Raw genomic sequence first — 25,345 nt, 5'->3', positions numbered from 1 at the left:
ATAAAGTCTAATTGAGCTCAATAAAGCTTTGCAATTCTACTGAGCAGGTGAAAGAGTAGGGGCTCGGATAATTCCCTTCAGGAGTCTGACCATCAATTTGAGAACAACTTTGTAGAACTCATGATAGTCAGACAGGCGGGAATAGTGTCCGACCACCAGCTACAATGGGAAAACCCAAGACAGATGGTGGTCGGATAATTCCCTTCATCAAGCCCGACCGCCTACTTAAAAAAATCTTTGAAGAGTTTCTGGCGTCAGGCTCGATAAAGGAGCCTGTCGAGCCCCTACTTGAATAAACACCTATTAGAACATAAATGAAACTCAATTAAGTCTAATTAAGTTTTGTTTTCCCTCTGAGTAAGTAAGAAAAGTAGGGGCTCGGATAATTCCCTTCAGGAGCGGGAATAGTGCAACTACTCGGCTTGTCAATTATCAAGCAAAAACAAGTAAAAACTCGTCGTAATTCCCTTCAGGAGCGGGAATAGTGCAACAGGTGCTTTATCCAGCACTTACTTCTATTAACAGACTTTATTTTCCCTAAAATCTATTATTTTGAAAATGATACTTTTCTACAAAGAAAGAGTTTCTTAATTAAAGTAAGTGCTGGACCCGCTGTACGAGAAAACAGCCATATTTCATTGTAAAAGAACAGTTTTTAACCCCAGCACTTACTTAACTTGAAAATCTTAATCTATCTACTGAGGCCTAATTCTGCAACAATTATACTCAATTTTATCTATAAACTCAATCAAAAAAAGTAAGTGCTGGGTTAAAACCCCTCTTTGATAAATCCGCTTAAAACGATACAGTTGTTTAGATAAACGGTGGCAACCTGACCGGGTGTTGGTGCAAACTGCGGTGTTTCAAACTCTAAAACAAAGCTATGTTTGTTGATTTTGACATTGCAGGCAGATAGGCTCATCTTTGAGCGCAGTTTTGCGTGGGCTTTAAATATTTTTGGTAGCCTAAGGGGCATGTTTTCGATTGTTGCCTCGACAAATCGCTTACGGATACCATCTTTTGTGGTTAAGATAATATCGCCACTTTCTGGATTTATCTTTTTTACATATAAAGCTTCTGTAAATGGGATTTTTATACCTCTTCTTTGGCCAACCGTGTAGTTAAAAATGCCTGAATGTTTCCCCATTTTTTTGCCGTTTAGAATGAAATATCCGTTTTTTTGTTGGGGATATCTTTTTTTTAGGGCATCTCTGTAGTCTGTTTTGATAAAACACACCTCAAAGCTCTCTTTTTGTGGGATGGTGATACCATATTCTTTGATAATGTTTTCTGTTTCTTTTTTGCTTTTTATCTGTGCAAGCGGAAAAATTAGTGGTTCTATCTGTTCTTTGGTTAGAAAGCTCAAAAAATAGGATTGATCCTTTTGTGTATCTGAAGCTGCGATGAGTTTTGTGTTATCGATATAGCCTGTTGTTGCATAATGACCCGTTGCAATAAACTCTGCATCAATTTCCTTCATTATTTCAAAAAGATAGTGGAATTTTACCTGCCTGTTGCATACAACACATGGATTGGGTGTTTTGCCTTTTATGTAGCTTTCAAAAAAGTAGTCTATAATTTTTTTGTTAAAATCCTTTTTTACATCAAGCAAAATCCATTTAATATTGAGTTTTTTTGCAATATATTCGGCTGTTTCAAGCTCATTTTCGTTGTAGAGCTTTAGCGTTAAACCTATAACCTCAAAGCCTTTGTTTTTGAGTAATATGGCAGCTAAAGCAGAATCAATACCGCCACTTAGGGCTAAAACAACGCTTTTTTTCACTTAATCCTGTTTATCAGATTGTTAATTTGTTTGTAAAGTATTTTGTCTTGAAAAGCACGATTTTAATGTTAAAATTTAAAAAATTTTTTTGGGAGGGAGTTTATGAGGCGGTATTTGTTGTTAGTTGTTGTTTTTCTGGTTTTTTTAAGCAGTAGCGTTTTTGCAAAAACCTATGTGATTAATCTTGGTATTGTTACAACACCAAAAACATTTCACTACAAAGCTGCTATGAAATTTAAGCAGATTGTGGAAAAAGAAAGCAAGGGCAATATCAAAGTGATTATTCACCACTCTGGCTCTGTGGGCAACGAAACAGATATTCTGCAACAACTTCAGATGAATGCATTGCAGATGGGTGTTATAACAGCAGGGCCAATCGATAAGTTTGTGCCAGCTATTAAAGCTATAGAGTTTCCGTTTCTGTTTTCAAGCTATAAGCAGGTTGATGAAATCCTGGATGGAAAGATAGGCAGGGCTATTTTAAATGAGTTTCCAAAAGCTGGTTTGATTGGATACCATTTTTTAGAGAACGGCTTCAGGAATCTTACAAACTCCGTAAGACCCGTTCACAGCGCAAAGGATGTTAAAGGTTTAAAAATCAGGGTGATGAACAGCCAATTTCAGGTTGCTATCTGGAGGGCTTTAGGTGCCAATCCAACACCTATGCCATGGCCTATCTACACTCAGCTTGCCCAGCATGTAATCGATGGACAGGAGAATCCGCTTGCCGTTATCTATCAATATAAACTCTATGAGGTGCAAAAATATCTGACTCTTACAAGGCATGTTTATTCTGCGCTTGTTTTTGTGGGAAGCAAAAAATTCTACGATACACTGCCAGCTCAATACAAAAAGCTGCTGTTTAAAGCCACAAAAGAGGCATCTATCTATGAGAGGCATCTAAACAGAACAAAGGCAGAGTTTTTCTTAGAACAACTTAAAAAGAAGGGTATGATTATTGATGAGCATCCCGATATAGCCTCATTTAAAGCAAAGGTTGCCTCTTTAAAAAGCCTGTTTAAAGGCGATGCAAGAAAATATCTTGATATGATTCTTGCTGCTACATCTAAAAAATGAACAGAATAAGTCGCTTTTTTGCAGGGCTTAGTGATGGGTTGAATCTTGTTATTGAGCTTATCACAGCCCTGCTTTTGCTTGTTTTATCGTTTTTTATGATAACTGCTGTGTTTTTTAGATATGTTTTAAACAGTTCGATATACTTTTCTGCTGAGTTGAGTAGATTTTTGCTTGTTTATATTGCGTTTTTGGGTTCAACGGTTGCATATAAGCATAAAGCCCATGTGGGTGTTGATTTGTTTATTTCAAAGCTGTCTGAACCTCTTAAACTGCTTTTTGAAAAGCTAATTATTTTGGGTTTTTTTATCTTTTGGGGTGTTGTGTTTGTGTATAGCTTAAAGATTTTGCCGATGATGTATTTTCAGCGCACAGCCACATTAAACATACCCTATGCGTATGTGTTTTATATAATGCCTATCACCGCTTTAGTCTGGTTTATCCATCTTGTCGGGGATATATTAAAAAAATGATATATCTTATTGTTTTGCTGTTTGTTTTGATAATTCTATCGTTTCCCATTTCTCTTGCTATAGGGCTTTCAACTTTAATTGCTTTTGTTAAAAATTCGATGCCGCTTTATATGATTCCTCAACGCATGTTTTCTGGTATCAATTCATATATGTTGCTTGCCATTCCGCTTTTTATGTTTGCCGGCAATTTGATGGATAGTGGTGGGCTTTCTAAAAGGATCGTTAAATTTGCTGAATCTATCGTTGGTCACCTGAGGGGAGGGCTTGCTATCTCTGCAATCCTTGCAAGCATGATGTTTGCCGGTGTAAGCGGGTCGGCTGCAGCAGATACAGCTGCCATAGGCTCTATACTCATTCCTTCGATGAAAAAACAGGGATACGATGGTAATTTTGCTGCAAGTATTGTGGCAAGTGGCGGCTCAATTGGTGTGATTATTCCGCCCAGCATTCCCATGATTATTTATGGTTTTATTGGCAGCGTCTCTATAGGCAAGCTGTTTGTTGCGGGTATTTTGCCGGGTCTGTTGATCGGTTTTTCTTTGTCTGTTTTGGCTTTTTTGTTTTCTGATAACTCGATGAGATCAAAAGAGAAATTTGATAAATCTGAATTCTTTGGCGCTTTTAAAGAAGCGTTCTGGGCTTTGGGAACGCCTGTTATAGTCATCGGCGGAATTCTTGGCGGTATTTTTACTGCAACAGAATCAGCAGCTGTGGCTGTGTTTTACTCCCTGATTGTTGGTGTTTTTATCTACAGGCAGCTTAATTTAAAGAATATTTACAAAGCAGCCGTGGATAGTGTTATAACAAGTGCGATTATTTTGCTTATTATTGCTGTGGCAACGGTCTTTAGCTGGTTTTTATCAATGAACAACGCCCAGGCGGTTATTTCTGGGTTTTTAAAAACCGTGGCGCATAACAAAACTCAGCTTATTCTCATTGTAAATCTTTTTTTGCTTATTATGGGCACTTTTGTTGAAACCACAGCTTCTTTGATTCTGTTTGTGCCAGTTGTTGCCCCGCTTCTTGTATCAGCCGGTTTAAACCCTATTACAACGGGCGTTATGATTGTTACAAATCTGGCAATCGGCATGCTAACACCGCCTCTTGGCATCTGCCTGATTGTTTCTTCATCGATTGCAAAAAGCAGTCTTTTAGATGTTTCAAAAAAGGTTTTGCCGTTTTTGTTTGTAATGATTGTTGATTTGTTGATTATTGCGTTTTTTGAGCCTATAACAACATTGCTTGTTAGATAGTTTTTATAATCCCGTTTTTTCTGACATAATCGATGAGATTTGCGTATGTTTTATCTGTTGAAAGTGTGAAGCTGTCGCCGACTATTATGAGTTTGCGTTTGGCTCTTGTGATTGCAACATTCAGCCTGCGTTTATCCTTCAAAAATCCGATTTCCTCATTTTCGTTTGCCCTGACAAGACTGATGATTATTAACTCTTTTTCCCTGCCCTGAAATCCATCGATCGATTTAATTTCTATGTTTTTGATAAGCGATTTTAGATATTCCTCATGGTCTTTGTAGGGAGTTATGATACCGATTTGCTCTTCTTTAACGCCAAGTTTTAAAAGCTCATCGGCAAGCTTTTTGACAAATTGTGCCTCAAGCGGATTGTACTTTGAAAAACTTCCCTCTTTGCTGGCTTCTAAAAATCTACCCTGAGTATCAAAAAACACAACGGGCGCATCGAATCCTATAAATTCAGATATGTTTGCAATATCAGAAAGCTTGATGTTTTCAACAGAAGGATGAGGTTTTAGAATGCAGTTGTAGAATTCACAGGAGGGAAAATCGTTTAAAACCTTATTCATGCGATACTGGATTGAGAGTGTGTGTGACAGATGTGAAAATATCTTTGTAAAGCGTTCAAAGATGCTGAAGTTTAGCCGCTTAGCCTTATCAGAGAGCACTGTTGGCGGCAATTGTTTGTGATCACCTGCCATGATAACCCTCTGGGCTTTTGAGATGGGGATTAATGCTGATGGTTCTGTAGCCTGAGCTGCCTCATCTAAGAACAAAACATCGAAGTAAAAGTCCTCAAGGTATTCGCTGCCAGCGGCTGAATTTGTCGCAAAAACGATGCGGGCGTTTTTGAGCGTTTCTGTTGTAATCTTTTTTAATAGCCTTTCTTTTTCTTCATAAAGGTTGGATATTTTGCTGTTTAGCTCTATCCAGCCAGCCATTTTTTTTATTTTTGATGGCTTCAGACCCCTGCTTGATCTGTTTGAGCTTGCAAGTGTTAAAATCTCCTCGTTGGAGAGTCCTCTGCGCAGAGAGGGTGATGGTTTTTTGAATTCCCTGTCGCGGCGGTTTTTTAATTTTTCTATATTTTCTAAAAGTTTTTCTATCTTTTTGTAGCGTTTATCTTCCCTTATAACAAAGTCTATGGAGTATTTTAAAAGCTCGTCGTTTATCTTTGCAGGATGGCCGATTCTTACGATATTTTGGTCTTTTAGTTTTTCCATAAGGTTATCTATAGCTACATTGCTGTCGGCACAAACAAGAATTCTTTCATCTTCTATGAGTTTTATGATTTCTGTTAGAGTGGTAGTTTTGCCTGTACCTGGTGGTCCATGGATTAAAAAAAGTTTTGAATTTATGGCTTTTTGAAGTGCATCATTTTGAGAATTATTCAGGTTTGAGCTTGATATGCTTGATGTTTGGGGTTCAGGAGATTGTTTGCCTAAAATAATATCCTTATCAAATAGTGAATAGTTTAAATTTTCAACGGCGTGCTTCATCCGCTTGAATGTGATATCGTTTACAAATAGATCGATTCTGTAGAATTTTGATTTAAAGATCTTTGTCTTTGTCATAACCTCTATGTAATTTTTTGCCATTGAGCTTACAGTTGCCTCAACAGAGAGTTTTAGCGGCTCGCCTTTTGAGATTAAAACGATATCTCCAACCTTTATCTGTGGCTCTATGTCGCTTCTGAATGAAAATCTATAGATGATAAAATCCAGAAATCTGCCCATGAGCTTTATTTTTGCATTGAGAATGGCTCTTCCTAAGGATTGTCTCTTTTTTGCTGATAGGTTTTTGATCTCTGCTATGTGAAATTCTTTTTCGGCTTTTCGCTCAAGCTCTATTAAGTTTAAGAAATATGATATGTAGTGTTCTTCATCATCAAAAACCAAAGCCATGGCAACCAAAGATTACCATTTTTTTTGATAATTTAAAGTAATTTGCTTAGTTTGACAGAAATCGTTTTGTTAATTATAATTAACAACAAATCCATACTCTTAGGGGGGAGTATATGCATATCAAGAGGCTTTTGTGTGCTAATCGGGGGGAGATAGCCATTCGTGTCTTTAGAGCTGCAACAGAACTTGGTATTAATACCGTTGCTATTTATTCACAAGAGGATAAGTATTCACTTCATCGCTACAAAGCAGATGAGGCTTATATGGTGGGCAAGGGAGGGGATCCTGTTCAGGCATACCTTAACATCGATGAGATTATAGATCTTGCCCTAAGAAAGAATATCGATGCAATTCATCCCGGTTATGGTTTTTTATCTGAATCGAGTGAATTTGCAAGAAAATGCAAAGAGGCCGGGATTATCTTTATAGGCCCAAAACCAGAAACTATAGAGCTATTCGGCGATAAACTGCTTTCAAAACAGCTTGCAAAAAGCTGTGGCATTCCTGTTATTGAAGGTTCTGATAAAAATATTGAATCGATTCAGGAGGCAAAACAACTTGCAAAAAGCATAGGATACCCCGTTATGTTAAAGGCAACAGCAGGAGGTGGGGGCAGGGGCATAAGGGTTGCATATTCTGATAGAGATATCGAAGAAAGTTTTGAAAGCTTAAAAAGGGAAGCAAAAAAATCATTTGGAAGGGATGATGTTATTATAGAGAAATATCTGCCAAACCCAAAACATATCGAGGTGCAGATTTTAGCAGACAACCACGGCAACAGGGTGCATCTGTTTGAAAGAAACTGCTCCATTCAGCGTAGGCATCAAAAGATGATCGAGATAGCTCCATCGCCATCAACACCAACTGCTGTGTTGGACGACCTTTATTATGCAGCTTTAAAGATTGCTGCAGAGGCTGATATCGTATCGGCAGCTACAGTTGAATTTTTGGTTGACGGCAACGATTTTTACTTTTTAGAGGTCAATCCACGCATACAGGTTGAGCATACCATAACTGAACTCATAACCGGTATCGATCTTGTTCAATCTCAGATTTTGATAGCAGAGGGCAAAAAATTAACGGATAAACAGATCGGCATTTACTCTCAAAGTAGCATCAAAAAACTTGGTTATGCAATTCAGTGTAGAATCACCACAGAAGACCCACAAAACGACTTTTTGCCCGATACAGGTGAGATTAAGGTTTACAGGAGTCCTGCTGGCTTTGGCGTAAGATTGGATGCAGGTAGCGCTTATGCCGGTGCGAGGATTTTGCCTTATTACGATTCACTGCTTGTTAAGGTTTCAACATGGGCATTGAGTTTTGAGCAGGCTGCAAAAAAGATGCACAGGGTTTTGAAGGAGTTCAGGATAAGGGGCGTTAAAACAAATATTCAATTTCTTGAGAATGTAATAACACATCCCCTTTTTAGAAGTGGCGATTTTGATGTTAATTTTATCGACAACACACCGCAGCTTTTCAAAATTCCCAAAAGAAGGGATCGGGCTACAAAGATTTTAAAATTCCTTGCAAACAATATAGTTAACAATCCTTCAGGTGCAAAATTGGATAAAAATATTAAACTACCAACGATACCTGTGTATGAGGAAAAGTATGGCAAAAAACCACCACTTGGTTTTAGAGATGTGTTATTAAAAGAAGGTGTCGAGGGGTTGATAAAAAGGGTTAAAGACTCCAAAAATCTCTTAATCACAGATACAACATTCAGAGATGCTCATCAATCTCTGTTTGCCACAAGATTAAGAACAATTGATATGCTTAATGTTGCAGAATTATACGCCCACTATTTAAATAACCTGTTTTCGCTTGAGATGTGGGGTGGTGCCACATTTGATGTGGCATATAGATTTTTGAAGGAGTCCCCATGGGATAGATTGATAAAGTTAAGAGAAAAAATCCCCAATATACCGTTTCAAATGTTGCTTAGGGCTTCAAATGCCGTTGGATATACAAATTATCCTGATAATGTTGTTAGGGAGTTTATAAGGCTTGCTGCAAAAAACGGCATAGATGTGTTCAGGATTTTTGATTGTTTTAACTGGATTGAACAGCTTAAACCTGCAATGGCAGCCGTAAAAGAAGCTGGAGCTGTCTGTGAGGCTGCGATAAGCTACAGCGGCGATATTTTAGACAAAAACCGCAAAAAATATACGCTTGATTATTATGTTAAACTTGCAGGCCAGCTAAAAGATGCAGGAGCAGACATAATAGCTATTAAGGATATGGCAGGCCTTGTAAAGCCTTATGCAGCAAAGGTTTTGATTGAGGCGATAAAACAAGAAACGAATCTCTCTGTTCATTTTCACACGCACGATACAAGTGGCAACGGTGAAGCAGCCGTGCTTATGGCTGCTGAGGCTGGCGCAGACATCGTTGATTTAGCGATGAGCTCTATGGCAGGGCTAACAAGCCAGCCCAGCCTAAATTCTATTGTTGCGGCTTTAAGGTCTACACCTTATGCGCCGGATATTAACGAGGATAAAGCTCAAGAGGTTTCAAATTATTTTGAAAAAGTGAGAAAGTATTATTTCCCCTTTGAAAGCGGTCTCAAAGCCCCAACTGCTGAGGTTTATGAGCATGAAATACCTGGAGGGCAATATTCAAATCTGATTGTTCAGGTGGAAAGCTTAGGATTAATTGATAAATGGGAAGAGATTAAAAAGATGTATAAAAAGGTCAATGATATGTTGGGGGATTTAATAAAGGTTACACCATCTTCAAAGGTTGTGGGTGATCTGGCTCTATTTATGGTGCAAAATAATCTACAGCCAGAGGATTTATATGAGAAAGGTGAAAATCTATCTTTCCCTGACTCTGTAGTAAGCTTTTTTAAAGGTATGCTTGGTCAGCCCTACGGAGGGTTTCCCCAAAAACTGGCAAAAATTGTTTTGAAAGGAGAAAAACCTATAACTGTCAGGCCGGGTGAGATGCTGGGGGATTATGATTTTGAGAAAGCCAAAAAAGAGTTAAAAGATAAATTCAAGCGTGATTTTGAAGAAGAAGATGTTATAAGCTATGCACTTTATCCCAAGGTGTTTGAAGATTATGTGTCGTTTAACCAAGAATATGGTGATGTATGGATGCTGGATAGCAGGTCGTTTTTCTATCCTTTGCATAAAAATAAGGAGATTGAGGTTGAAATAGAGGAAGGCAAAACGCTGTTTATTAAGTATTTGAATCTGCATGAGCCAGATAAGAAAGGCTTTAGAAAAGTGGATTTTGAGCTAAACGGTCAGGCGCGTAGTGTTGAAATAAAAGACAGCAATATAGCTGCTCAAATTAAGACAGCAATTAAGGGTGATATTAATAATCCCAAAGATATATGCGCAACTATGCCTGGAAAGATCGTAAAAATAAATGTAAAAGAGGGCGATAAGGTAAAAAAATCCGATGTTGTTGTGATAACAGAAGCCATGAAAATGGAAACAAAGATTAAAGCTTCTTTGGATGGGGTTGTTGAAAAGATTTATTTAGCCGAAGGTGATTCTATTGAGGCCGGAGATCTAATCGTAAAGCTTAAATAGATTAGTCAACTTTTTTAGGTTCTTTTAAATGTTGACACTTGATAATGTTTGGGTATAAAATTAGCTCAGCAAAAGAGAAAGTAATAGGGAATTAAATCAATTTTTTAGGAGGTAGAAGTATGTTGGCGAACGCTAAGATTAGTATTATCGGTGCAGGACAGGTTGGCGGTACAACGATGTTGAGGATTGCTGAAAAGGAGCTTGCAAAAACGGTTGTTTTGGTTGACATCGTTGAAGGCTTACCTCAGGGTAAGGCTTTGGATGAGATGGAAGCAGCTCCAATTGAGGGTTTCGATACAGAGATTATCGGAACAAACGATTATAAGGATACAGAGAACTCCGATATCGTTATCATTACATCGGGTTTACCAAGAAAACCAGGAATGAGCAGGGATGACCTGCTTGAAAAGAATGTAAAAATCATGAAAGATGTTGCTGAGAAGGTTGCAAAATATTCACCAAACGCCATTGTTATTGTTGTTGCTAATCCGCTTGATGCTATGGTTTATGCTGCAAAGAAGGTTGGCGGCTTTGCAGATGATAAACTTATGGGTCAGGCAGGTTGTCTGGATTCAACACGCTTTGCAAGGTTTATTGCATGGGAGGCAAAATGCTCCGTTAAGGCTGTTCAGGCAATGACATTGGGCGGTCATGGTGATGATATGGTTCCATTGACAAGATATTCAACTGTAAGAGGCGTTCCAATAACAGAGATCTTTGATAAAGATACAATCGAGAGACTTGTTGAAAGAACAAGAAAAGGCGGTGGCGAGATTGTTTCTCTATTGAAAACTGGTTCTGCATTCTATGCTACAGCTTCAGCTGTTGTTCAGATGGTTGAGGCTATTGTTAAGGACACAAAAGATATTTTACCATGTGCAGTTAAAACTCAGGGTAAATACGGTCTTGATCCAGATCTGTTTGTTGGTCTTCCAGCAAGATTGGGCCAGAATGGTGTTGAAGAGGTTGTTGAGCTTAAACTGACAGATGAAGAACTGCAGGCACTTAAGGCATCTGCTGACCATGTAAAAGAGCTCTGCAACAGGATTGAGGAGTTAAAACTTTTATAAAATAAATAAAGGGATAAAAAAATGGCTGAAGTAAGAAATATCAGTGTTAAGGATGTTGAGAATGCGGTCTACAAGCTTGCGCTTGAGGCCGCCTATCATTTGCCTGAGGATATTTTAGAGGCTGAGAAAAAAGCCTACGAAAAGGAAAAATCCCCGGTTGCAAAAAAGGTTTTAGAGACGATTTTTAAAAATGTTGAGGTTTCGGCGAACGAGGAGTTTCCGCTCTGTCAGGATACAGGTCTTGCCGTTATTTTTCTTGAAGTGGGTCAGGATGTTCATTTTACAGATGGTTATCTTGTTGATGCCATAAATAAAGGCGTAGAGCGAGCTTATAAAGATGGCTATTTAAGAAAATCCACATGCCATCCACTAACAAGGGCAAATTATGGTAACAACTTACCCGCCATTGTTCACACCTTTGTAGTACCCGGCAATAAGGTAAAGATCATCTTTGATGCAAAGGGTGGCGGTAGTGAGTCTATGAGTAAAGTGCAGATGCTCAAGCCCGCTGATGGCAAAGAGGGAATAATCAACACCGTTGTGGATTGGGTAATTCAGGCAGGTCCAAATCCATGTCCGCCGGTTATAGTGGGTGTTGGTATAGGTGGTGATTTTGAAAGAGCAGCTGTTATGGCAAAGCATGCAACCCTGAGAAAGGTTGGCCAGCCCAGCCCGGACCCAGAGCTTGCAGAAATGGAGCAGGAGATCTTAAAAAGGGTTAACAATTCCGGTATAGGTCCTGCTGGTCTGGGTGGTTTGACAACGGCTTTGGGTGTTCATATTGAGATGGAGCCGTGTCATATAGCAACTCTGCCGCTTGGAATCAACATAGCCTGTCATGTTAACAGGCATAAAGAAATAGAGCTTTAAGGAGTTTGAGATGGCTGAGTATAAATTGACGACACCTTTAACAGATGAAGATATAATAAAATTAAAAGCCGGTGATGTGGTGTATTTAAGCGGCGTGCTTTACACTGCAAGGGATGCTGCCCACATGAGAATGGTTAAAGCCTTAGATGAGGGTAAACCACTTCCCTTTGATATTAAAGGGCAGGTGATCTACTATGTTGGGCCATCACCGGCAAGACCGGGTAGGCCGATTGGATCTGCTGGGCCCACAACAAGTTACAGAATGAATCCATTTGCACCGAGGCTGATTTCACTGGGTCAGAAGGGTATGATCGGCAAGGGTAAGATGAGTGATGAGGTTAAAGAGGCATGCATGAAATATAAGGCATGCTATTTTGCCTCTATTGGCGGTGCAGCAGCCGTAGTGGGTCAGTCTGTTAAAGAAGCAGAGATAATCGCCTATGAGGATTTAGGCCCTGAGGCTGTCAGGAGACTTGTAGTTGAGGATATGCCGTTGTTTGTGTGCTACGATTCTTACGGTAATGATCTTTATGAGATGGCTAAAAAAGAGTGGGCAAATAAATATGGCTAAATAGTTAAGAGGCGGTTGTTAACCGCCCCTTAGAAATTATTTAATAACCTTGACAACTAATTAAATCTGTGCTATTTAGAGAAAAAATTTTTGGAAAGGAGGTCTGAGGCTACGGGTTGTAGCCGAAAGAGGCTATGGATTGGTATAGAGGTCGTCCGCATCATATTCAGTACAAGTGGCATGAGGGTTTTGTAGCCTGGCTGTTTCACAGAATTACGGGTTTGTTGCTAATTCTTTATTTGTTCCTGCATGAGTGGGTAATTTCCACGCTTCAAAACCCCAAAAGCTTTGATGCAGCCATGGGCATTCTTGAAAATCCACTGTTTAAGTTATTAGAGGTTGGTTTGTGGCTTGTTGCAAGCTACCATGCTATTAACGGCTTGAGGGTAATTTTGGTTAACTTTGCCGGTGCAGCAGAAAGGGAAAATTACAAGGGTAATGTGTGGATCTTCTGGGTAATCTTTGCAATCGTTTTTGTGGCCGGTGCAATTCCTATGCTTATGAAGCTATAAGGTAAGGTGAGGAGGTAATTTTCATGGAGTACATGAGAGGATTTATAGACAGATATCATGGAAGCGGTAAAAGTGGCGATTTAAGCTGGTTATTACAGAGAGTATCCGGCGTTGCTCTGCTTGTGTTGTTGCTTGGCCATTTCTTTATTGAGCATTTTGCAGGTAGTGCATCTGTGTTGGATTATCAGCATGTTGCTGCAAGACTTGCTTCAACCGGATGGAAGGCTTTTGATTTAACATTTGTTGTTTTTGCGCTTTATCATGGTATTAACGGAATTTTTATGGTTATTGAAGATTATGTCCATTCAGGATGGAGAGTATTCTGGAAGGGCTTTTTCTGGATTGTTGGTATTTTATATCTTGTTCTTGCAGCAATTACGATTTTACCATTCAAAGGCTAAAGGAGGTTTTTAATAATGGCAAATATAGATGTCAGATTAGAAGAATTTGATGTGGTTATAGTTGGTGCCGGTGGCGCTGGACTTGCTGCTGCTGTACACACCGGTATGGCAAAACTTAAGACAGCTGTAATATCCGAGGTTTTCCCCACAAGGTCTCACACAGTGTCGGCTCAGGGTGGTATTAATGCTGCTTTGGCAAATATGGATGAGGACTACTGGATCTGGCACATGTACGATACTGTAAAAGGCTCTGACTACATAGGCGATCAGGACGCTATTGAGTTTTTCACAAAGAATGCACCTAAAGCTATTATTGAACTTGAACACTGGGGTATGCCGTTCTCAAGAACAGAAAAGGGTCAAGTTTACCAGAGGGCGTTTGGTGGACAGACGAGAAACTTTGGTGAAAGTATAGCTCACAGGGCTTGCGCGGTTGCTGATAGATCCGGCCATGCTTTATTGCATACACTTTTTGAGAGAACTTTAAGACCTGATATTGCACCTTATGTTTCTTACTATTCTGAGTATTATGCATTGAAGTTAATGATGGATGAAAATAATAAACCTATGGGCGTTGTTGCATGGGATATGGTTAACGGTGGTATTCATATATTCTTTGCCTATGCTGTAATATTTGCAACCGGTGGCAATACGAGAAACTTCAGAACAAATACAAACGCCCATGTCAATACAGGTATTGGATGGACACTGTGCGCAAAGGCAGGAATTCCTATCAAAGATCCTGAGTTTGTTCAATTTCACCCAACAGGCATATATGGCGTTGGAAACCTGATTACAGAGGGTGTTAGAGGTGAAGGTGGTTATTTGATTAACGCTAATGGCGAAAGATTTATGAAAAAATACGCACCCCATGTTCTTGACCTTGCTTCAAGGGATGTTGTTTCAAGAGGTATGGCAACAGAAATTAGAGAGGGTCGTGGTGTAGGACCCAAAAAGGATCATCTTTTATTGAAGCTTGATCATCTTGGAAAAGATTTCATTATGGATAAATTGCCAGGAATTTGGGAATTAGCTTATAAATTTGTTGGTGTAGATTGTACAAAGGATCCTATTCCAGTTCAGCCTACAGCTCACTACCACATGGGCGGTATCCCAACAAATGTTAAGGGAGAAGTTGTTGTCTGGGAGGGCGACAAAGAGGTTCCGATTCCTGGTTTATATGCTGCAGGTGAATGTGCTTGTCCTTCCCTGCATGGAGCTAATAGGCTTGGATGCAACTCGCTGCTTGACCTTGTTATAACAGGTAAAGAGGCGGGTAATAATGCGGCTAAATATATACTTGAAGAAAAACCAGTTTTCCCCAACCCACCAGAGGATTATGTAGCTGATAAATACGCAAAAGATGTTATTGACAAACTCAATGAGCTCTTCGATGGACCAGAAGGCAGCGTTAAGATGGACGAAATCTGGGAAGATTTAAGAGACACGATGCAACATAACATGAGTGTTTTCAGAATCGAAGAAGGACTAAAAGAGCAGATGAAGATAATCGATGGTTATTTTGAGAAGTTTAAGAATGTTGGATTGACAGATAAAAGTAAAGTGTTCAATACAGAACTTGTTGAATACTTTGATTTAGAGTCTCTACTTTATGTATCTAAACTTGAAACAGCTGCTGCGTTAAATAGAACAGAAAGTAGAGGGGCACACTACAGAGACGACTATCCAGAAAGGGATGATGAAAACTGGCTAAAACATACAGTTGCATATCTCAAAGAAGACGGCTCTGTTGAGTTGGATTATAAACCAGTAAGGATGAAACCGTTAACAGCACCAACATTCCCACCCAAGAAAAGAGTTTATTAATAAAGGGGGATAAAAGATGGCATTAAATGTTGGAGATAAAGTTATATTTAAAATATTCAGATACGATCCAGAAAAGGACAAAGCTCCCTATTTTAAAGACTACGAAGTTACCATTACCAGAAAGGGTATGATGGTGCTTGATGGATTGAATCAGATTAAATGGGAGCAGGATCCTACTTTAACCTACAGAAGGAGCTGTAGAGAGGGTGTTTGCGGATCTGATGGTATGAATATAAACGGCGTAAACACCGTTTCGTGTATGTCGCATATTGAGGATTACAACAGTGATGTGTTGGTGATAAAGCCGTTACCGGGATTTCCTATTATCAAAGACCTCGTATGTGATTTTGAGGACTTCTTTAATAAATATTATACAGTAAAACCGTATTTGATTGAGAAGGTTCCACCTCCAGGCAGAGAAAGGTTGCAGAGTATTGAAGATAGGAATAAGCTAAACGGCTTGTATGAATGTATTCTCTGTGGTTGCTGTTCGAGCTCCTGCCCATCCTACTGGGCAGATCCCGATTACCTCGGACCTTCGGCTTTGCTTAATGCTGCAAGATTTGTATTTGATACCAGAGACGAAGGTGACGATGAAAGACTTGATATTGTTAACAGCGTCCATGGTGTATGGAGATGTCATACGATACTCAACTGCATTACTGCCTGCCCGAAAGAGCTCAACCCGACAAAAGCAATTGGTATGCTTCAGAAGGAAATTCTCAAAAGAAAATACTAAAAATCTTAAAGGGGAGAGGTGTTATCCTCTCTCCACTTTTTCTATCTTTGATGAGACTTTACCGTCTGCAAAAAGTGTTGTTAGCTTTTCTCCCTCTTTAATTTGATAGGTAGATTTGATAGGTTTTCCTGTTCTATCAAGTGTTATTGTATATCCTCTTTTTAACAGAGACATGGGGTTTAGATTCTTAAGTGTAGATGTTTGGAGTGTAAGTCTGCTCTGTTTTTTATCTATTAAAAAGTTAATATGACTGTTTAGCCTGTTTTTGATAACCTCTATTGACTCAAAATTACGCTTTATTAGTTTAAGCGGATTGTTTTTATCCATCAATTGAAAATTCATCTCAATAGCCTGTTGTTTTGTATGTATAACCCTCCTTATGCCCATATTTATGCTGTTTTTTTGTTTTGAGATTTTTTCCTTCAAAATAGATATAACCTGTTCTGGATTGTGTTTTTCGATCACAGAACGGTATTGTTGAAGGATCTCAAAACTCATAGATATTTTTTTTGAGATACTGAAATTTATGTTATCCGAAAGCCTGTCTATGAACATCAATTTATTATCTATAACGCTTTTTAGCCGTAGATAATTTTTTTTACCGCTGTAAAGATTTAGTTCTTTTGCCTTTAGGCTAACAATTCTATTAATTGCAGTTAAAAGATTATTTTTAAGTTTATTTATCTGTGATGAGGCTGAAACTATATCTGCTGTAATGAGCTCTGCTGCAGCTGAGGGTGTTTCTGCCCTTCTGTCTGCTACAAAATCACAGAGGCTGAAGTCTATTTCATGACCTATCGCGCTGATTGTGGGAAACTTTACATCAAAAAAGGCTTTTGCGATATCCGGGTCGTTAAAAATATCTAAATCCTCTTTTGAACCACCGCCTCTTGCAAGAACAACAACATCTATATGCTCTTCTATTTTGTTAACTGTTTGTAGAGAGTTTAAGATGCTATCTTTTGCCTGATTGCCCTGAACAGAAATAGGAAGAATAAGGATTTCTAAATCCACGCCCCTTCTGTTTACGATGTTAATAATATCCTCAACAGCTGCACCTGTCGGGCTTGTTAAAACTATTATCCTTTTTGGAAAGTGTGGAAGCGGTCTTTTTCTGTCAAAATAACCTTTGGCTTTGAATTCCTTTTTAAGTTGCTCAAGATCGTAGGCTTTTTTGCCTGCTCCTTTTTCCTTTAAGTTTTCTACAATCAGCCTGTATTCGCCGCCTTTTTTGTAAACACTTATATTACCAAAAACGATTACCTGTTTGCCTTCCTGCGGTTTTGTTTTAAACTTATACAGGTTCTGTCTCAAAATCAGGCATCCAATCGAGGCATACTCATCTATCAGTGAAAAATATAGGTGTCCTGTTGATGAATATCTCAATGAGCTTATTTCACCCTCTACCCATATCGAGTAAAAGTTTGATCTGAGTATATCATCGATTAGATCGGTTAATTCTTTTACGGAGTATATTTTAATTGCCATTTTTGAAGTACTTTAGAGATTCTTTTAATAACTCCTCTATCGTTATAGAGGGGTTTTTTTCATACACCTGCATAACTATGTGCGAAGCCTCTTTTTCAGAGAACCCTAAGGACTTTAGTGCTTCTGTGGCTTCCTGGGCAATTTGCGGAGTATTTTGTTTGTTTAGTTGAGGGAGCTTTGAAGAAAGTTCAACAATTATAGATAGGGCTGTTTTTTTGCCAACACCGGGTATCCTCATCAATATTTCTTTATTTTGTTCCTCTACTGCTTTATAAAATTGCTCTATTGAAATACTCGAAAGTATAGAGATAGCCGTTTGTGAGCCTATTTTTGATATTTTTCTTAACTCGTTAAACAGTGTTTTTTCATCTTTTGTTAAAAATCCATAGAGTTTTAAGCTTTTTTCTCCTATAACAAGTTCGACAAATAGCGTGCAGTTTTTGTTTAGAGCTGGTAGTCTGTTGAATGTTGAAAATGGTACAATAACCTCAAATATAATGCCCCCAACATTTATATAGGCTTTGAGGTTTTCTTTTTTAACTAAAATACCCTCTATGGCTTCGATCATCTGATATCAACCTTGACCTTATCCCAGCTTTTGCATTTAGGGCATTTGAAGAACGGTTTTGATGTTGAATATCCACAGTTAACGCAGGTGTAGGCAAGAGCAGCAGTATCTAAGGTTTGAACAAACAGATTTAAGAAACGATCATTTTTAAGTTGTGTTTCGATGTAGTGTTTTAGCATTATGGTGCTCTTTATGCCCCTTTTTAGAAGAAGTTTGTATAACGATAACATTTTTTCATATTCACCTAACTCAAAGTATGTTTGAGCGGCAAAAAAGAGTATAAAGTTATCCTCAGGAAGCTCCTCAAGCAGTTTTACAATCGTCTTTTTTAATACATTAACATCCTTTATGCGCTGCAGGGCTAAATTGCATAGCTCAGGTCTTTTTTTGCACACATTTTCCCACAAAGAATAAGCCTTTTCTATCTTCCCAAAATTTAGATATATGTCACCCAGATTGAGCATGGCATCGATGCAGTCTTTATATTCCTTAATTGCCCGCTCAAAATTTTTCTTTGCTTCTTCAGGTTTGTTTTCAAGCATCTTTTGCTTGCCGATTTCTGTATAGATATGAGCAAGCACATGTTTATCGCTACCATCGAAGCGTTTATGCCAGATAAGGGCGTTTTCCCAGTCTTTTGAATCCTCATAGACCTCATAGATGAGTTTTCTTGCCATCGTATTTTTGGGGCTTAATGAGAGTGCGTTTTTGAAATACTCTTTGGCTCTATCATAAAGGCCTGCTTTTCTGTAGTCTATGCCTATATTTAAATAAACCTCAAGCTTTTTTTCCTTTGAAAGATTGGGGCGTGCAAGAAGGCTTTTGTGTATAATCAAAGCCCTGTTGATTTCACCCTTTTTCCTGAAGAGGTTTCCTATGCTGATATAGATATCCACCATATCGGGATCTAATTTTGCCGTATCGGTAAGCTCTTTGATTGCCTTATCTGTTTCATCCTCAATGATGTAGTTGATTCCCTTTACATAACTTTCAAGCTTTTTCTTGTCTATCGACTCCTTTTTCTGCTTGCCAAGCATAATCAGATAACTTATGATCATGCCCAATATAAAGGCTATAACTATCAATCCTATTGTGTTTGAATTTAAGCTGTTAAGCGTGGTTGCTACATTGCCCATTTTTTACTCTTTTGTAATTGTTAGCTGTCTTAGTTGAGCGATTTCCTCTTTGAGTGATTTAATCTCCTTTTCCTTCTGTTTTAGCTGCCTTTTTATCGAAAGCTCATCGATAAACATAAAAAACCAGCCTATCAGGATACCCAGAAAAACACTGATAAACACAACAAGCCAAAGCGGCACATTTTTAAGGTTAATTCCCAGGTAGGCTACATTAACAAGCTGTGAGTTATAGAGCACAAAAATGCCCAATAAAGCAAGAACAAAAACAGTTAAAACAATTCTAATTACTGTCATTTTAAAAGGCCTCTTTAAGTTTTTTATATGTTTCTTTTAAAGCTTCTGATATAACCTTTGTATCAGAAACCGTTGACATGAAATTTGTATCACCACTCCATCGTGGAACGATATGAATATGGATATGGTCATCGATGCCAGCACCGGCGGTTCTTCCCAAATTCATGCCTAAATTAAATCCATCCGGCTTTAATACCTTGCTTAAAACCTCAATCGATTTATTTGTTAGTTCAAACAGCTCTAACTGCTCATCTTTTTCAAGTTTAAGCGGTGAGTTGATATGCCTGTTTGGAACAACCATTAAATGCCCTGCGTTGTAGGGATATAAATTCATAATAATAAACGAGAATTTTCCCCTGTAAAGCACAAGACTTTCTTCGTCTTCATTTAATCTATAGGCATTACAGAAGATGCAGCCATCCTCTTTTTTGTCAGAGAGTATATAGCCTATGCGCCAGGGAGCCCACAGTCTTTCCATTTTCTCACCCTAAAATTTTCTTTTGTCTATTATTCTTTTTGCCTTTCCTTCGCTGCGCTGGATGGAGTTTGGTTCTACCAGCTTAACCTCAACATCTATCCCCAGAGTTGTTTTTAGTTCAGCATTTATTTTATCCAATAGCTGCTTTTGCTTTTTCATTTCATCAAAGAATAGATTAGCGTTTGCCTCAACCATTATTGTCATTGTATCAAGTGCTCCCATTCTGTCCACAATAATCTGATAGTGTGGAGATATGCCCTCTATATTGAATAAAACCTCTTCTATCTGGCTTGGGAACACATTAACACCCCTTATTATGAGCATATCGTCTGTTCTGCCGATCGGTTTTTCCATTCTGTATGAGGTTCTGCCGCAGCTGCAGGGTGTTTTTATAAGACGCGTTATATCTCTGGTTCTATATCTAAAAACAGGTAGGGCCTCTTTTGTTAGGGTTGTTACAACAAGTTCTCCGTATTCGCCTTCTTTTGCTGGCTCTAAAGTATCGGGGTTTATAATTTCTACTATAAAATGGTCTTCTGCTATATGCATACCGTTTTGTTCTACACACTCACCTGCCACACCCGGTCCAATGATTTCGCTTAAGCCGTAGTTGTCGTAGGCTTTTATGGCAAGACTCTCCTCTATTTTCTTTCTCATCTGCTCACTCCAGGGTTCTGCACCGAACATACCTATACGCAGTTTTAAATCTTCTTGGGGGTTTAGATTCATCTGGCGTGCTACCTCTCCTATGTATAGAGCATAGCTTGGTGTGCAGACAAGAACTGTAGCACCATAGTCTTTCATTATCATAACCTGTCTTTTGGTGTTGCCGCTTGATGCAGGTATAATGGCTGCACCTACCTTTTCAAGTCCATAGTGAAGACCAAATCCACCGGTGAATAAACCATACCCAAAGGCGATCTGTACTATATCTTCGTCTGTAACACCTGCTGCTTTTGCGATTCTTGCAACAAGCCTGCTCCATGTTTCTATGTCGTTTTTTGTGTAGGCAACAACCGTTGGTTTACCTGTTGTGCCGCTTGATGAGTGAATCCTTATAATTTCTTTCATCGGTTTTGCAAGTAAACCAAAGGGATAGTTATCCCTGAAGTCGTTTTTTGTTGTAAAGGGTAGCTTTCTTATATCCTCAATACTGTTAATCGATTCTTTTGTTATACCGCTTTCCTGAAACTTTTTTCTATAAAATTCAACATTGTTGTAAGCATATTCGATTTTTTCTTTTAATCGTTCAACCTGCAAATTTTCTAACGATTTTCTATCCATTGTTTCTAATTCTTTTTCAAAAAACATGCCTCCCCCTAATACTCTGTAAAAAACTTTTCCTCTAACAGTTCTGCATCGTTTTGCAATAGCTTTTCGATTGCTTCATCTATATCTTCAAACTTAAACAGCATCACAGCTTTGTTTTGTAAAGCATTGACGAATGTGTACATATATTCGATATTGAGGTTTAGATTGTTGATTGTTTCAAGCAACTCACACAGGCCGCCGCTTTCATCCTTTACAGCTGTAGCTATAACATAATTTTTCTTTACTATAAAATTTGCCTCCACTAAAGATTCAAATGCAACATCCGGTTTATCAACCACAAATCTCAAAATACCAAAATCCATTGTGTCGGCAAGACTCATCGCCCTTATGTTTACGCCTGCCTCTTTTAAAACCTTTGTTGTATTGTAAAAACGCCCCTTTTTATTTTCTATGAAAACGCTTATTTGAGTGATTTTGTATTTTTGCAGATCCATATCAAACCTCCAAAAAATTTATCCTTAAGAAGTATATTCATAAAGCTGTCTTTATTCAACTTTTAATAATTATTTTGAAAGGTAAATAATAAGAATGCCAATAAAGATTAATATGCTTGAGACAAACCTTATTGCACCGTATGGCTCTTTTAAAATAAACACACCAAGCAAAACTCCAAAAAGCGAGCTGATCTGTCTTATGCCTGCGGTAAGACTGACGGGCGCAAGCTGCATGGCGTATCTATAGCTTAAAAATGAAAGTGTAAGCAAAATACCCCCTGTGGCTACAAAAAGAGGATTCTTAAAACAGCTGAACATTGCAGGTTTAAGTCTTCTATTAAAAAGAATGTTTAATGTCATATAGGTAAACATAAAAATAACAACCCAGAATGTGTATGTGAAAAACTCATGCCTGCCTACGCCGATCTTATCCACAATTGCGCCGAAGGAGTAGATGAAACCGGCAAAAAGTGCATACTGAATATGTTTTTTTGAAAAATCTATTTTTTTGAGTTTTATAGATTTAATCGATGTATTTAGCTGAATCATATATGTTCCTACAAGGACAATCACTATACCCAAAAAGGCTACAGGCGATGTTTTTTCTCCTATTAAAATATAGGCTAAAAATGGAATATAAAGCGGTGCAGTGATGCTTAATGGATATACGATCGATAAATCACCTTCAGATAAAGCGTATGCCTTGCCTGTAAAGAGCTGGTAGAGTGTAAAAAATATGGCTGCAAGTGAGGCAAGGATTAATATTTTAATAGGTGGAAGCAGGAGTTGGATTTTTCCCGTGAATATTGTAAATCCTACCATCAAAAATATCGAAAAAGCAAACATACTCCACAGATAAATCGTTTTGTTTAAGCTTTTTTTGAATGTGAAGTTGTATGAAGCATGCATTAAAGCGCTAAAGATTACAAAAACAAGCGCCTTTGGGCACATTAAAAGCTACCGATGGCTCTTTTTAGCTTGGCAACCGCTATATAGTAGCCATACAAAGCCGAGTAATAATCGGTTTTTGCCTTTGTTAGATAGGTTTGGGCATCTAAAACCTCTGTTGAGGTGGTCAGCTGTTGCTTGTATCGTAGGTTTGTAACGCGATAGTTTTCTATAGCCTGTTTTAGGGCAGCTTTTGCCACATTTATGTTGTTTTTGGCAGTTTGCAAGTTTAAATAGGCTTCTTTGACATTGAGTTTTATCTGGTCTTTTAGATTATTAAATTTCTCAAGCAACTCAAAGACCTTATGCTGCTGCGCTTCTTTCTCAAAAGTGGTTTTGAAGCTATCAAATACATCCCAGTTGATTTGAACGCCTACCATTGTATTGTGTTGATTGGAGAAGTTATTGTCACTTGCAAGGATATCTCTTCCGCTTTGTTGATATGCCGCAAATGCAGTGATATGCGGATAGTAATCACTTTCTATGAGTTTAATTTTCAATTTACTCTGTTTAATCATCAACCTGAATGCCTTAATTGAAGGATTGTTGTTTAAGGCTATCCTGAATAGTTGGTCTAAATCGAAGTGGTAGTTTTTAAGGCTATCGATTGGTTTAATTTTTATATTTTGATTGATATTTTTGCCCATAATCATATTGAGATAGGATTTTGCAATTTTTAAATTATTTTTTGCCTTCTCATATTCAATCTTTGCATGGGCAAAAGCTACTTTGGATTTTAACAGGTCATTTAAAGGGATTAAGCCTTCTTTGTAAAAGTTTTCAGCATCTTTTAGGTGAGCTTTTAGCTGTTTTACCCTCTCTTTAGAGATGTTTACAAACTTTTCTGCAAGTAGAATATTGAAATATGCCACCTTGGCTTTTTCTGCTATATCCAGTTTTGCCTGTAGTAAGTAGATTTTGCTTAGATTTATGCCAAGTTTGGCAATTTCTCTTTGTGTTGATAGTGCAAAACCCGTAAAAATAGGCTGTATTAACTCTATCTGCCATTTTGCCATATCCTTATCTCCCATAATCATTTTCATACCCATAACATAGGAGAACGGTTTATCTTTTAAATGAGTGTAGTTGTAGGTAAATTTTAATGATGGAAGCATGGCAGATGTGGCTGCTTTTTTGTTTAATACAGCAGATTCAATGGTGTATCTGTATGCCTTTATTAGATGGTTGTTTTTAAAAGATAGATTTACAACATCATTAAGCGAAAGCTCCCCTGCAAAAGATATGGTTGAAGTAAAAATTACTATCAAAAAAGCTATTATCCATCGCATAATCTCCTCCTAAAGCCTTTATACAAAAAAACAGTTTCATTTGCAACTATTTAGGTTGCCATTTAATAGCTGTTTTGCGATGTCTTTTACCTGCCTTGTTAGATTATTTAAATCTTTGGAGTTATCTATGACAAAGTTGGCCTGCTTTGCTTTTTCGCTGCATGGTATTTGTAGTTTAATGCGTGATATAGCCTCCTGCTTTGATATTTTTTCTCTGTTCATAAGGCGTTTAAGCTGAATTTCTTCAGAGGTATGCACAACTATTATACAGTCAAACATATCCTGAAGGTTTTTTTCAAACAACAGCGGCACATCGTAGATGACAACGGCATCAGGATTGCTTTTTTCTATCTCTTTAAAGATCTGCTGCCTGATTTTTTCTATCTCAGGATGAACTATGGACTCAAGCAGGGCTAATTTTTCTCTGTCATTTATTACCTTTTTTGCCAGTTTTTTTCTGTTTATATTGCCATTTTCATCAAGTATATCATAACCAAAGGCTTTTATGATTTTAAAATAAGCATCACTGCCTTTTTCGTAGGCCTTATGTGCTAACTTATCTGCATCGATAACAATAAATCCAAGTTGCCTAAATATCGAGGCAGCTGTTGATTTGCCTGTTGCGATACATCCGGTTAAACCTACAAGCTTCATAAAATCTCCTTTAAAGGGCAGTTATCACAGAGCGGTTTTTTTCTGCAAAACTCCTTGGCGTTTTTGACAATTAAAGCATGAAATTCGTTAAACAACCTGTAATCTTTGGGTAAATTATTCTCAAAAAATAACCTTAAGTTTTCATAATCTGATTGACCTGATAGTTTGTGTCTTAAAATTAGCCTTTTTGTGTATGTATCCACAACAAATACAGCCCTATCAAAGGCATAAAGCAGGATAGAATCGGCTGTTTCCTTTCCAATGCCCTTTATGGTTAGAAGTTGTTTTCTTAAGGTTTCTGTATCTAATTGTGATAATTGTTCAAAGCCGCCGTTTTGCATAAAGAATTCGGCTATATTTTTAAGATATACGCTTTTTTGATTGAAAAAACCCGCGGGTTTTATGGCTTCCTTTATACTCTGTAGATTGCTTGCTGCTATGGCATTCAAGCTTAGTAGATTTTTTTGAGTAAGATTTTTTATGGCTTTCTCAACATTTGTCCATGCTGTATTTTGCGTTAGAATAGCACCTATTACAACCTCATCTTTGGTTTTTGCAGGCCACCAGTGCTGCGGGCCGTATCTATCTAAAAGCAGGTTAAAAATCTTAAGCAACATCTCTTTCATTGTTGTATAATCTACTTAAGACTAAAAACTTTTTCAAGTTGAGTTTGGTTGTGTTTTTTATATACTCATAAAAAGGA

At 38.0% G+C, this 25,345-nt stretch carries 24 protein-coding genes; 11 read left to right on the top strand and 13 right to left on the bottom strand.

The window, feature by feature from the left end:
• Window positions 1–769 precede the first annotated feature (769 nt).
• Window positions 770–1,783, bottom strand: coding sequence for a tRNA 2-thiouridine(34) synthase MnmA (mnmA, locus tag EK17_RS02860; protein ID WP_035587285.1), 1,014 nt, complete (start codon window positions 1,781–1,783; stop codon window positions 770–772).
• A gap of 102 nt (window positions 1,784–1,885) precedes the next feature.
• On the opposite strand from mnmA, the gene EK17_RS02855 reads away from it, so the two are divergent.
• Genes EK17_RS02855 through EK17_RS02845 form a run of 3 tightly spaced genes read left to right on the top strand, consistent with a single transcriptional unit; the run spans window position 1,886 to window position 4,583 of the window.
• Window positions 1,886–2,860 (top strand): TRAP transporter substrate-binding protein, encoded by a 975-nt coding sequence (locus EK17_RS02855; RefSeq protein WP_035587283.1) that lies wholly within the window; start codon window positions 1,886–1,888, stop codon window positions 2,858–2,860.
• On the top strand, window positions 2,857–3,330 hold the full coding sequence (locus EK17_RS02850; protein WP_035587282.1) for a TRAP transporter small permease: 474 nt from the start codon (window positions 2,857–2,859) through the stop codon (window positions 3,328–3,330). The genes EK17_RS02855 and EK17_RS02850 overlap by 4 nt, the downstream gene beginning before the upstream one ends.
• On the top strand, window positions 3,327–4,583 hold the full coding sequence (locus EK17_RS02845; protein ID WP_035587280.1) for a TRAP transporter large permease: 1,257 nt from the start codon (window positions 3,327–3,329) through the stop codon (window positions 4,581–4,583). The genes EK17_RS02850 and EK17_RS02845 overlap by 4 nt, the downstream gene beginning before the upstream one ends.
• Here the strand turns inward: EK17_RS02845 and EK17_RS02840 are convergent.
• Window positions 4,576–6,486: an IGHMBP2 family helicase gene (locus EK17_RS02840; RefSeq protein WP_035587489.1), complete on the bottom strand. Its 1,911-nt coding sequence runs from the start codon at window positions 6,484–6,486 to the stop codon at window positions 4,576–4,578. The genes EK17_RS02845 and EK17_RS02840 overlap by 8 nt on opposite strands.
• 113 nt (window positions 6,487–6,599) lie before the next feature.
• On the opposite strand from EK17_RS02840, the gene EK17_RS02835 reads away from it, so the two are divergent.
• The 8 genes from EK17_RS02835 to EK17_RS02800 all read left to right on the top strand — a co-directional run bounded on the left by EK17_RS02835 (window position 6,600) and on the right by EK17_RS02800 (window position 16,021).
• The gene (locus EK17_RS02835; RefSeq protein WP_035587279.1) at window positions 6,600–10,031 is read left to right on the top strand and encodes a pyruvate carboxylase; all 3,432 of its coding nucleotides are present in this window, start codon (window positions 6,600–6,602) and stop codon (window positions 10,029–10,031) included.
• 119 nt (window positions 10,032–10,150) lie between these two features.
• The gene (mdh, locus tag EK17_RS02830) at window positions 10,151–11,101 is read left to right on the top strand and encodes a malate dehydrogenase (RefSeq protein WP_035587278.1); all 951 of its coding nucleotides are present in this window, start codon (window positions 10,151–10,153) and stop codon (window positions 11,099–11,101) included.
• A gap of 21 nt (window positions 11,102–11,122) precedes the next feature.
• The gene (locus EK17_RS02825; protein WP_035587276.1) at window positions 11,123–11,971 is read left to right on the top strand and encodes a fumarate hydratase; all 849 of its coding nucleotides are present in this window, start codon (window positions 11,123–11,125) and stop codon (window positions 11,969–11,971) included.
• 10 nt (window positions 11,972–11,981) lie between these two features.
• A complete protein-coding gene (locus EK17_RS02820; protein ID WP_035587275.1) occupies window positions 11,982–12,542 on the top strand; it encodes a Fe-S-containing hydro-lyase in 561 nt (186 codons plus the stop codon).
• Between the two features lie 134 nt (window positions 12,543–12,676).
• Window positions 12,677–13,054 (top strand): succinate dehydrogenase, cytochrome b556 subunit, encoded by a 378-nt coding sequence (sdhC, locus tag EK17_RS02815; RefSeq protein WP_035587274.1) that lies wholly within the window; start codon window positions 12,677–12,679, stop codon window positions 13,052–13,054.
• A gap of 23 nt (window positions 13,055–13,077) precedes the next feature.
• Complete coding sequence (gene sdhD, locus EK17_RS02810) at window positions 13,078–13,455, top strand: succinate dehydrogenase, hydrophobic membrane anchor protein (RefSeq protein ID WP_051904376.1); 378 nt, start codon at window positions 13,078–13,080, stop codon at window positions 13,453–13,455.
• A 24-nt stretch (window positions 13,456–13,479) separates the two neighbouring features.
• Window positions 13,480–15,282 carry a succinate dehydrogenase flavoprotein subunit gene (gene sdhA / locus EK17_RS02805; RefSeq protein ID WP_156957514.1) on the top strand — a complete coding sequence of 601 codons (1,803 nt, stop codon included), beginning with the start codon at window positions 13,480–13,482 and terminating at the stop codon, window positions 15,280–15,282.
• Between the two features lie 16 nt (window positions 15,283–15,298).
• Window positions 15,299–16,021, top strand: coding sequence for a succinate dehydrogenase iron-sulfur subunit (locus EK17_RS02800; protein ID WP_035587272.1), 723 nt, complete (start codon window positions 15,299–15,301; stop codon window positions 16,019–16,021).
• Window positions 16,022–16,042: 21 nt separating this feature from the next.
• Here EK17_RS02800 and xseA read toward each other — a convergent pair whose 3' ends face one another.
• From xseA to EK17_RS02745, 11 genes are all read right to left on the bottom strand, one after another.
• The gene (gene xseA / locus EK17_RS02795) at window positions 16,043–17,509 is read right to left on the bottom strand and encodes an exodeoxyribonuclease VII large subunit (protein WP_035587271.1); all 1,467 of its coding nucleotides are present in this window, start codon (window positions 17,507–17,509) and stop codon (window positions 16,043–16,045) included.
• Window positions 17,499–18,077 (bottom strand): Holliday junction branch migration protein RuvA, encoded by a 579-nt coding sequence (gene ruvA / locus EK17_RS02790; RefSeq protein ID WP_035587270.1) that lies wholly within the window; start codon window positions 18,075–18,077, stop codon window positions 17,499–17,501. Before ruvA ends, xseA begins: the two co-directional genes overlap by 11 nt.
• Window positions 18,074–19,213, bottom strand: a complete 1,140-nt coding sequence (locus EK17_RS02785) for a tetratricopeptide repeat protein (RefSeq protein WP_035587269.1) — start codon at window positions 19,211–19,213, stop codon at window positions 18,074–18,076. The genes ruvA and EK17_RS02785 overlap by 4 nt, the downstream gene beginning before the upstream one ends.
• Window positions 19,214–19,216: 3 nt before the next feature.
• A complete protein-coding gene (locus EK17_RS02780) occupies window positions 19,217–19,507 on the bottom strand; it encodes a LapA family protein (protein WP_035587267.1) in 291 nt (96 codons plus the stop codon).
• 1 nt (window position 19,508) lies between these two features.
• Window positions 19,509–19,985 (bottom strand): HIT family protein, encoded by a 477-nt coding sequence (locus EK17_RS02775; RefSeq protein WP_035587265.1) that lies wholly within the window; start codon window positions 19,983–19,985, stop codon window positions 19,509–19,511.
• 9 nt (window positions 19,986–19,994) lie between these two features.
• Window positions 19,995–21,296 carry a phenylacetate--CoA ligase family protein gene (locus tag EK17_RS02770; RefSeq protein ID WP_035587263.1) on the bottom strand — a complete coding sequence of 434 codons (1,302 nt, stop codon included), beginning with the start codon at window positions 21,294–21,296 and terminating at the stop codon, window positions 19,995–19,997.
• Window positions 21,297–21,304: 8 nt separating this feature from the next.
• Window positions 21,305–21,751: an amino acid-binding protein gene (locus EK17_RS02765; protein WP_035587261.1), complete on the bottom strand. Its 447-nt coding sequence runs from the start codon at window positions 21,749–21,751 to the stop codon at window positions 21,305–21,307.
• 69 nt (window positions 21,752–21,820) lie between these two features.
• A complete protein-coding gene (locus tag EK17_RS02760; RefSeq protein WP_035587259.1) occupies window positions 21,821–22,702 on the bottom strand; it encodes a DMT family transporter in 882 nt (293 codons plus the stop codon).
• Window positions 22,702–23,988, bottom strand: coding sequence for a TolC family protein (locus EK17_RS02755; protein ID WP_035587258.1), 1,287 nt, complete (start codon window positions 23,986–23,988; stop codon window positions 22,702–22,704). Before EK17_RS02755 ends, EK17_RS02760 begins: the two co-directional genes overlap by 1 nt.
• Before the next feature lie 36 nt (window positions 23,989–24,024).
• A complete protein-coding gene (coaE, locus tag EK17_RS02750; protein ID WP_035587256.1) occupies window positions 24,025–24,642 on the bottom strand; it encodes a dephospho-CoA kinase in 618 nt (205 codons plus the stop codon).
• Window positions 24,639–25,268 carry an endonuclease III domain-containing protein gene (locus tag EK17_RS02745; protein ID WP_198018136.1) on the bottom strand — a complete coding sequence of 210 codons (630 nt, stop codon included), beginning with the start codon at window positions 25,266–25,268 and terminating at the stop codon, window positions 24,639–24,641. Before EK17_RS02745 ends, coaE begins: the two co-directional genes overlap by 4 nt.
• Between the last annotated feature and the right edge of the window lie 77 nt (window positions 25,269–25,345).

This window comes from Hippea jasoniae (assembly GCF_000744435.1).
GTDB classification, from domain to species: domain Bacteria; phylum Campylobacterota_A; class Desulfurellia; order Desulfurellales; family Hippeaceae; genus Hippea; species Hippea jasoniae.
Note: the sequence above shows the minus strand (reverse complement) of the source record. Positions and strands in the feature narration are given on the sequence as shown.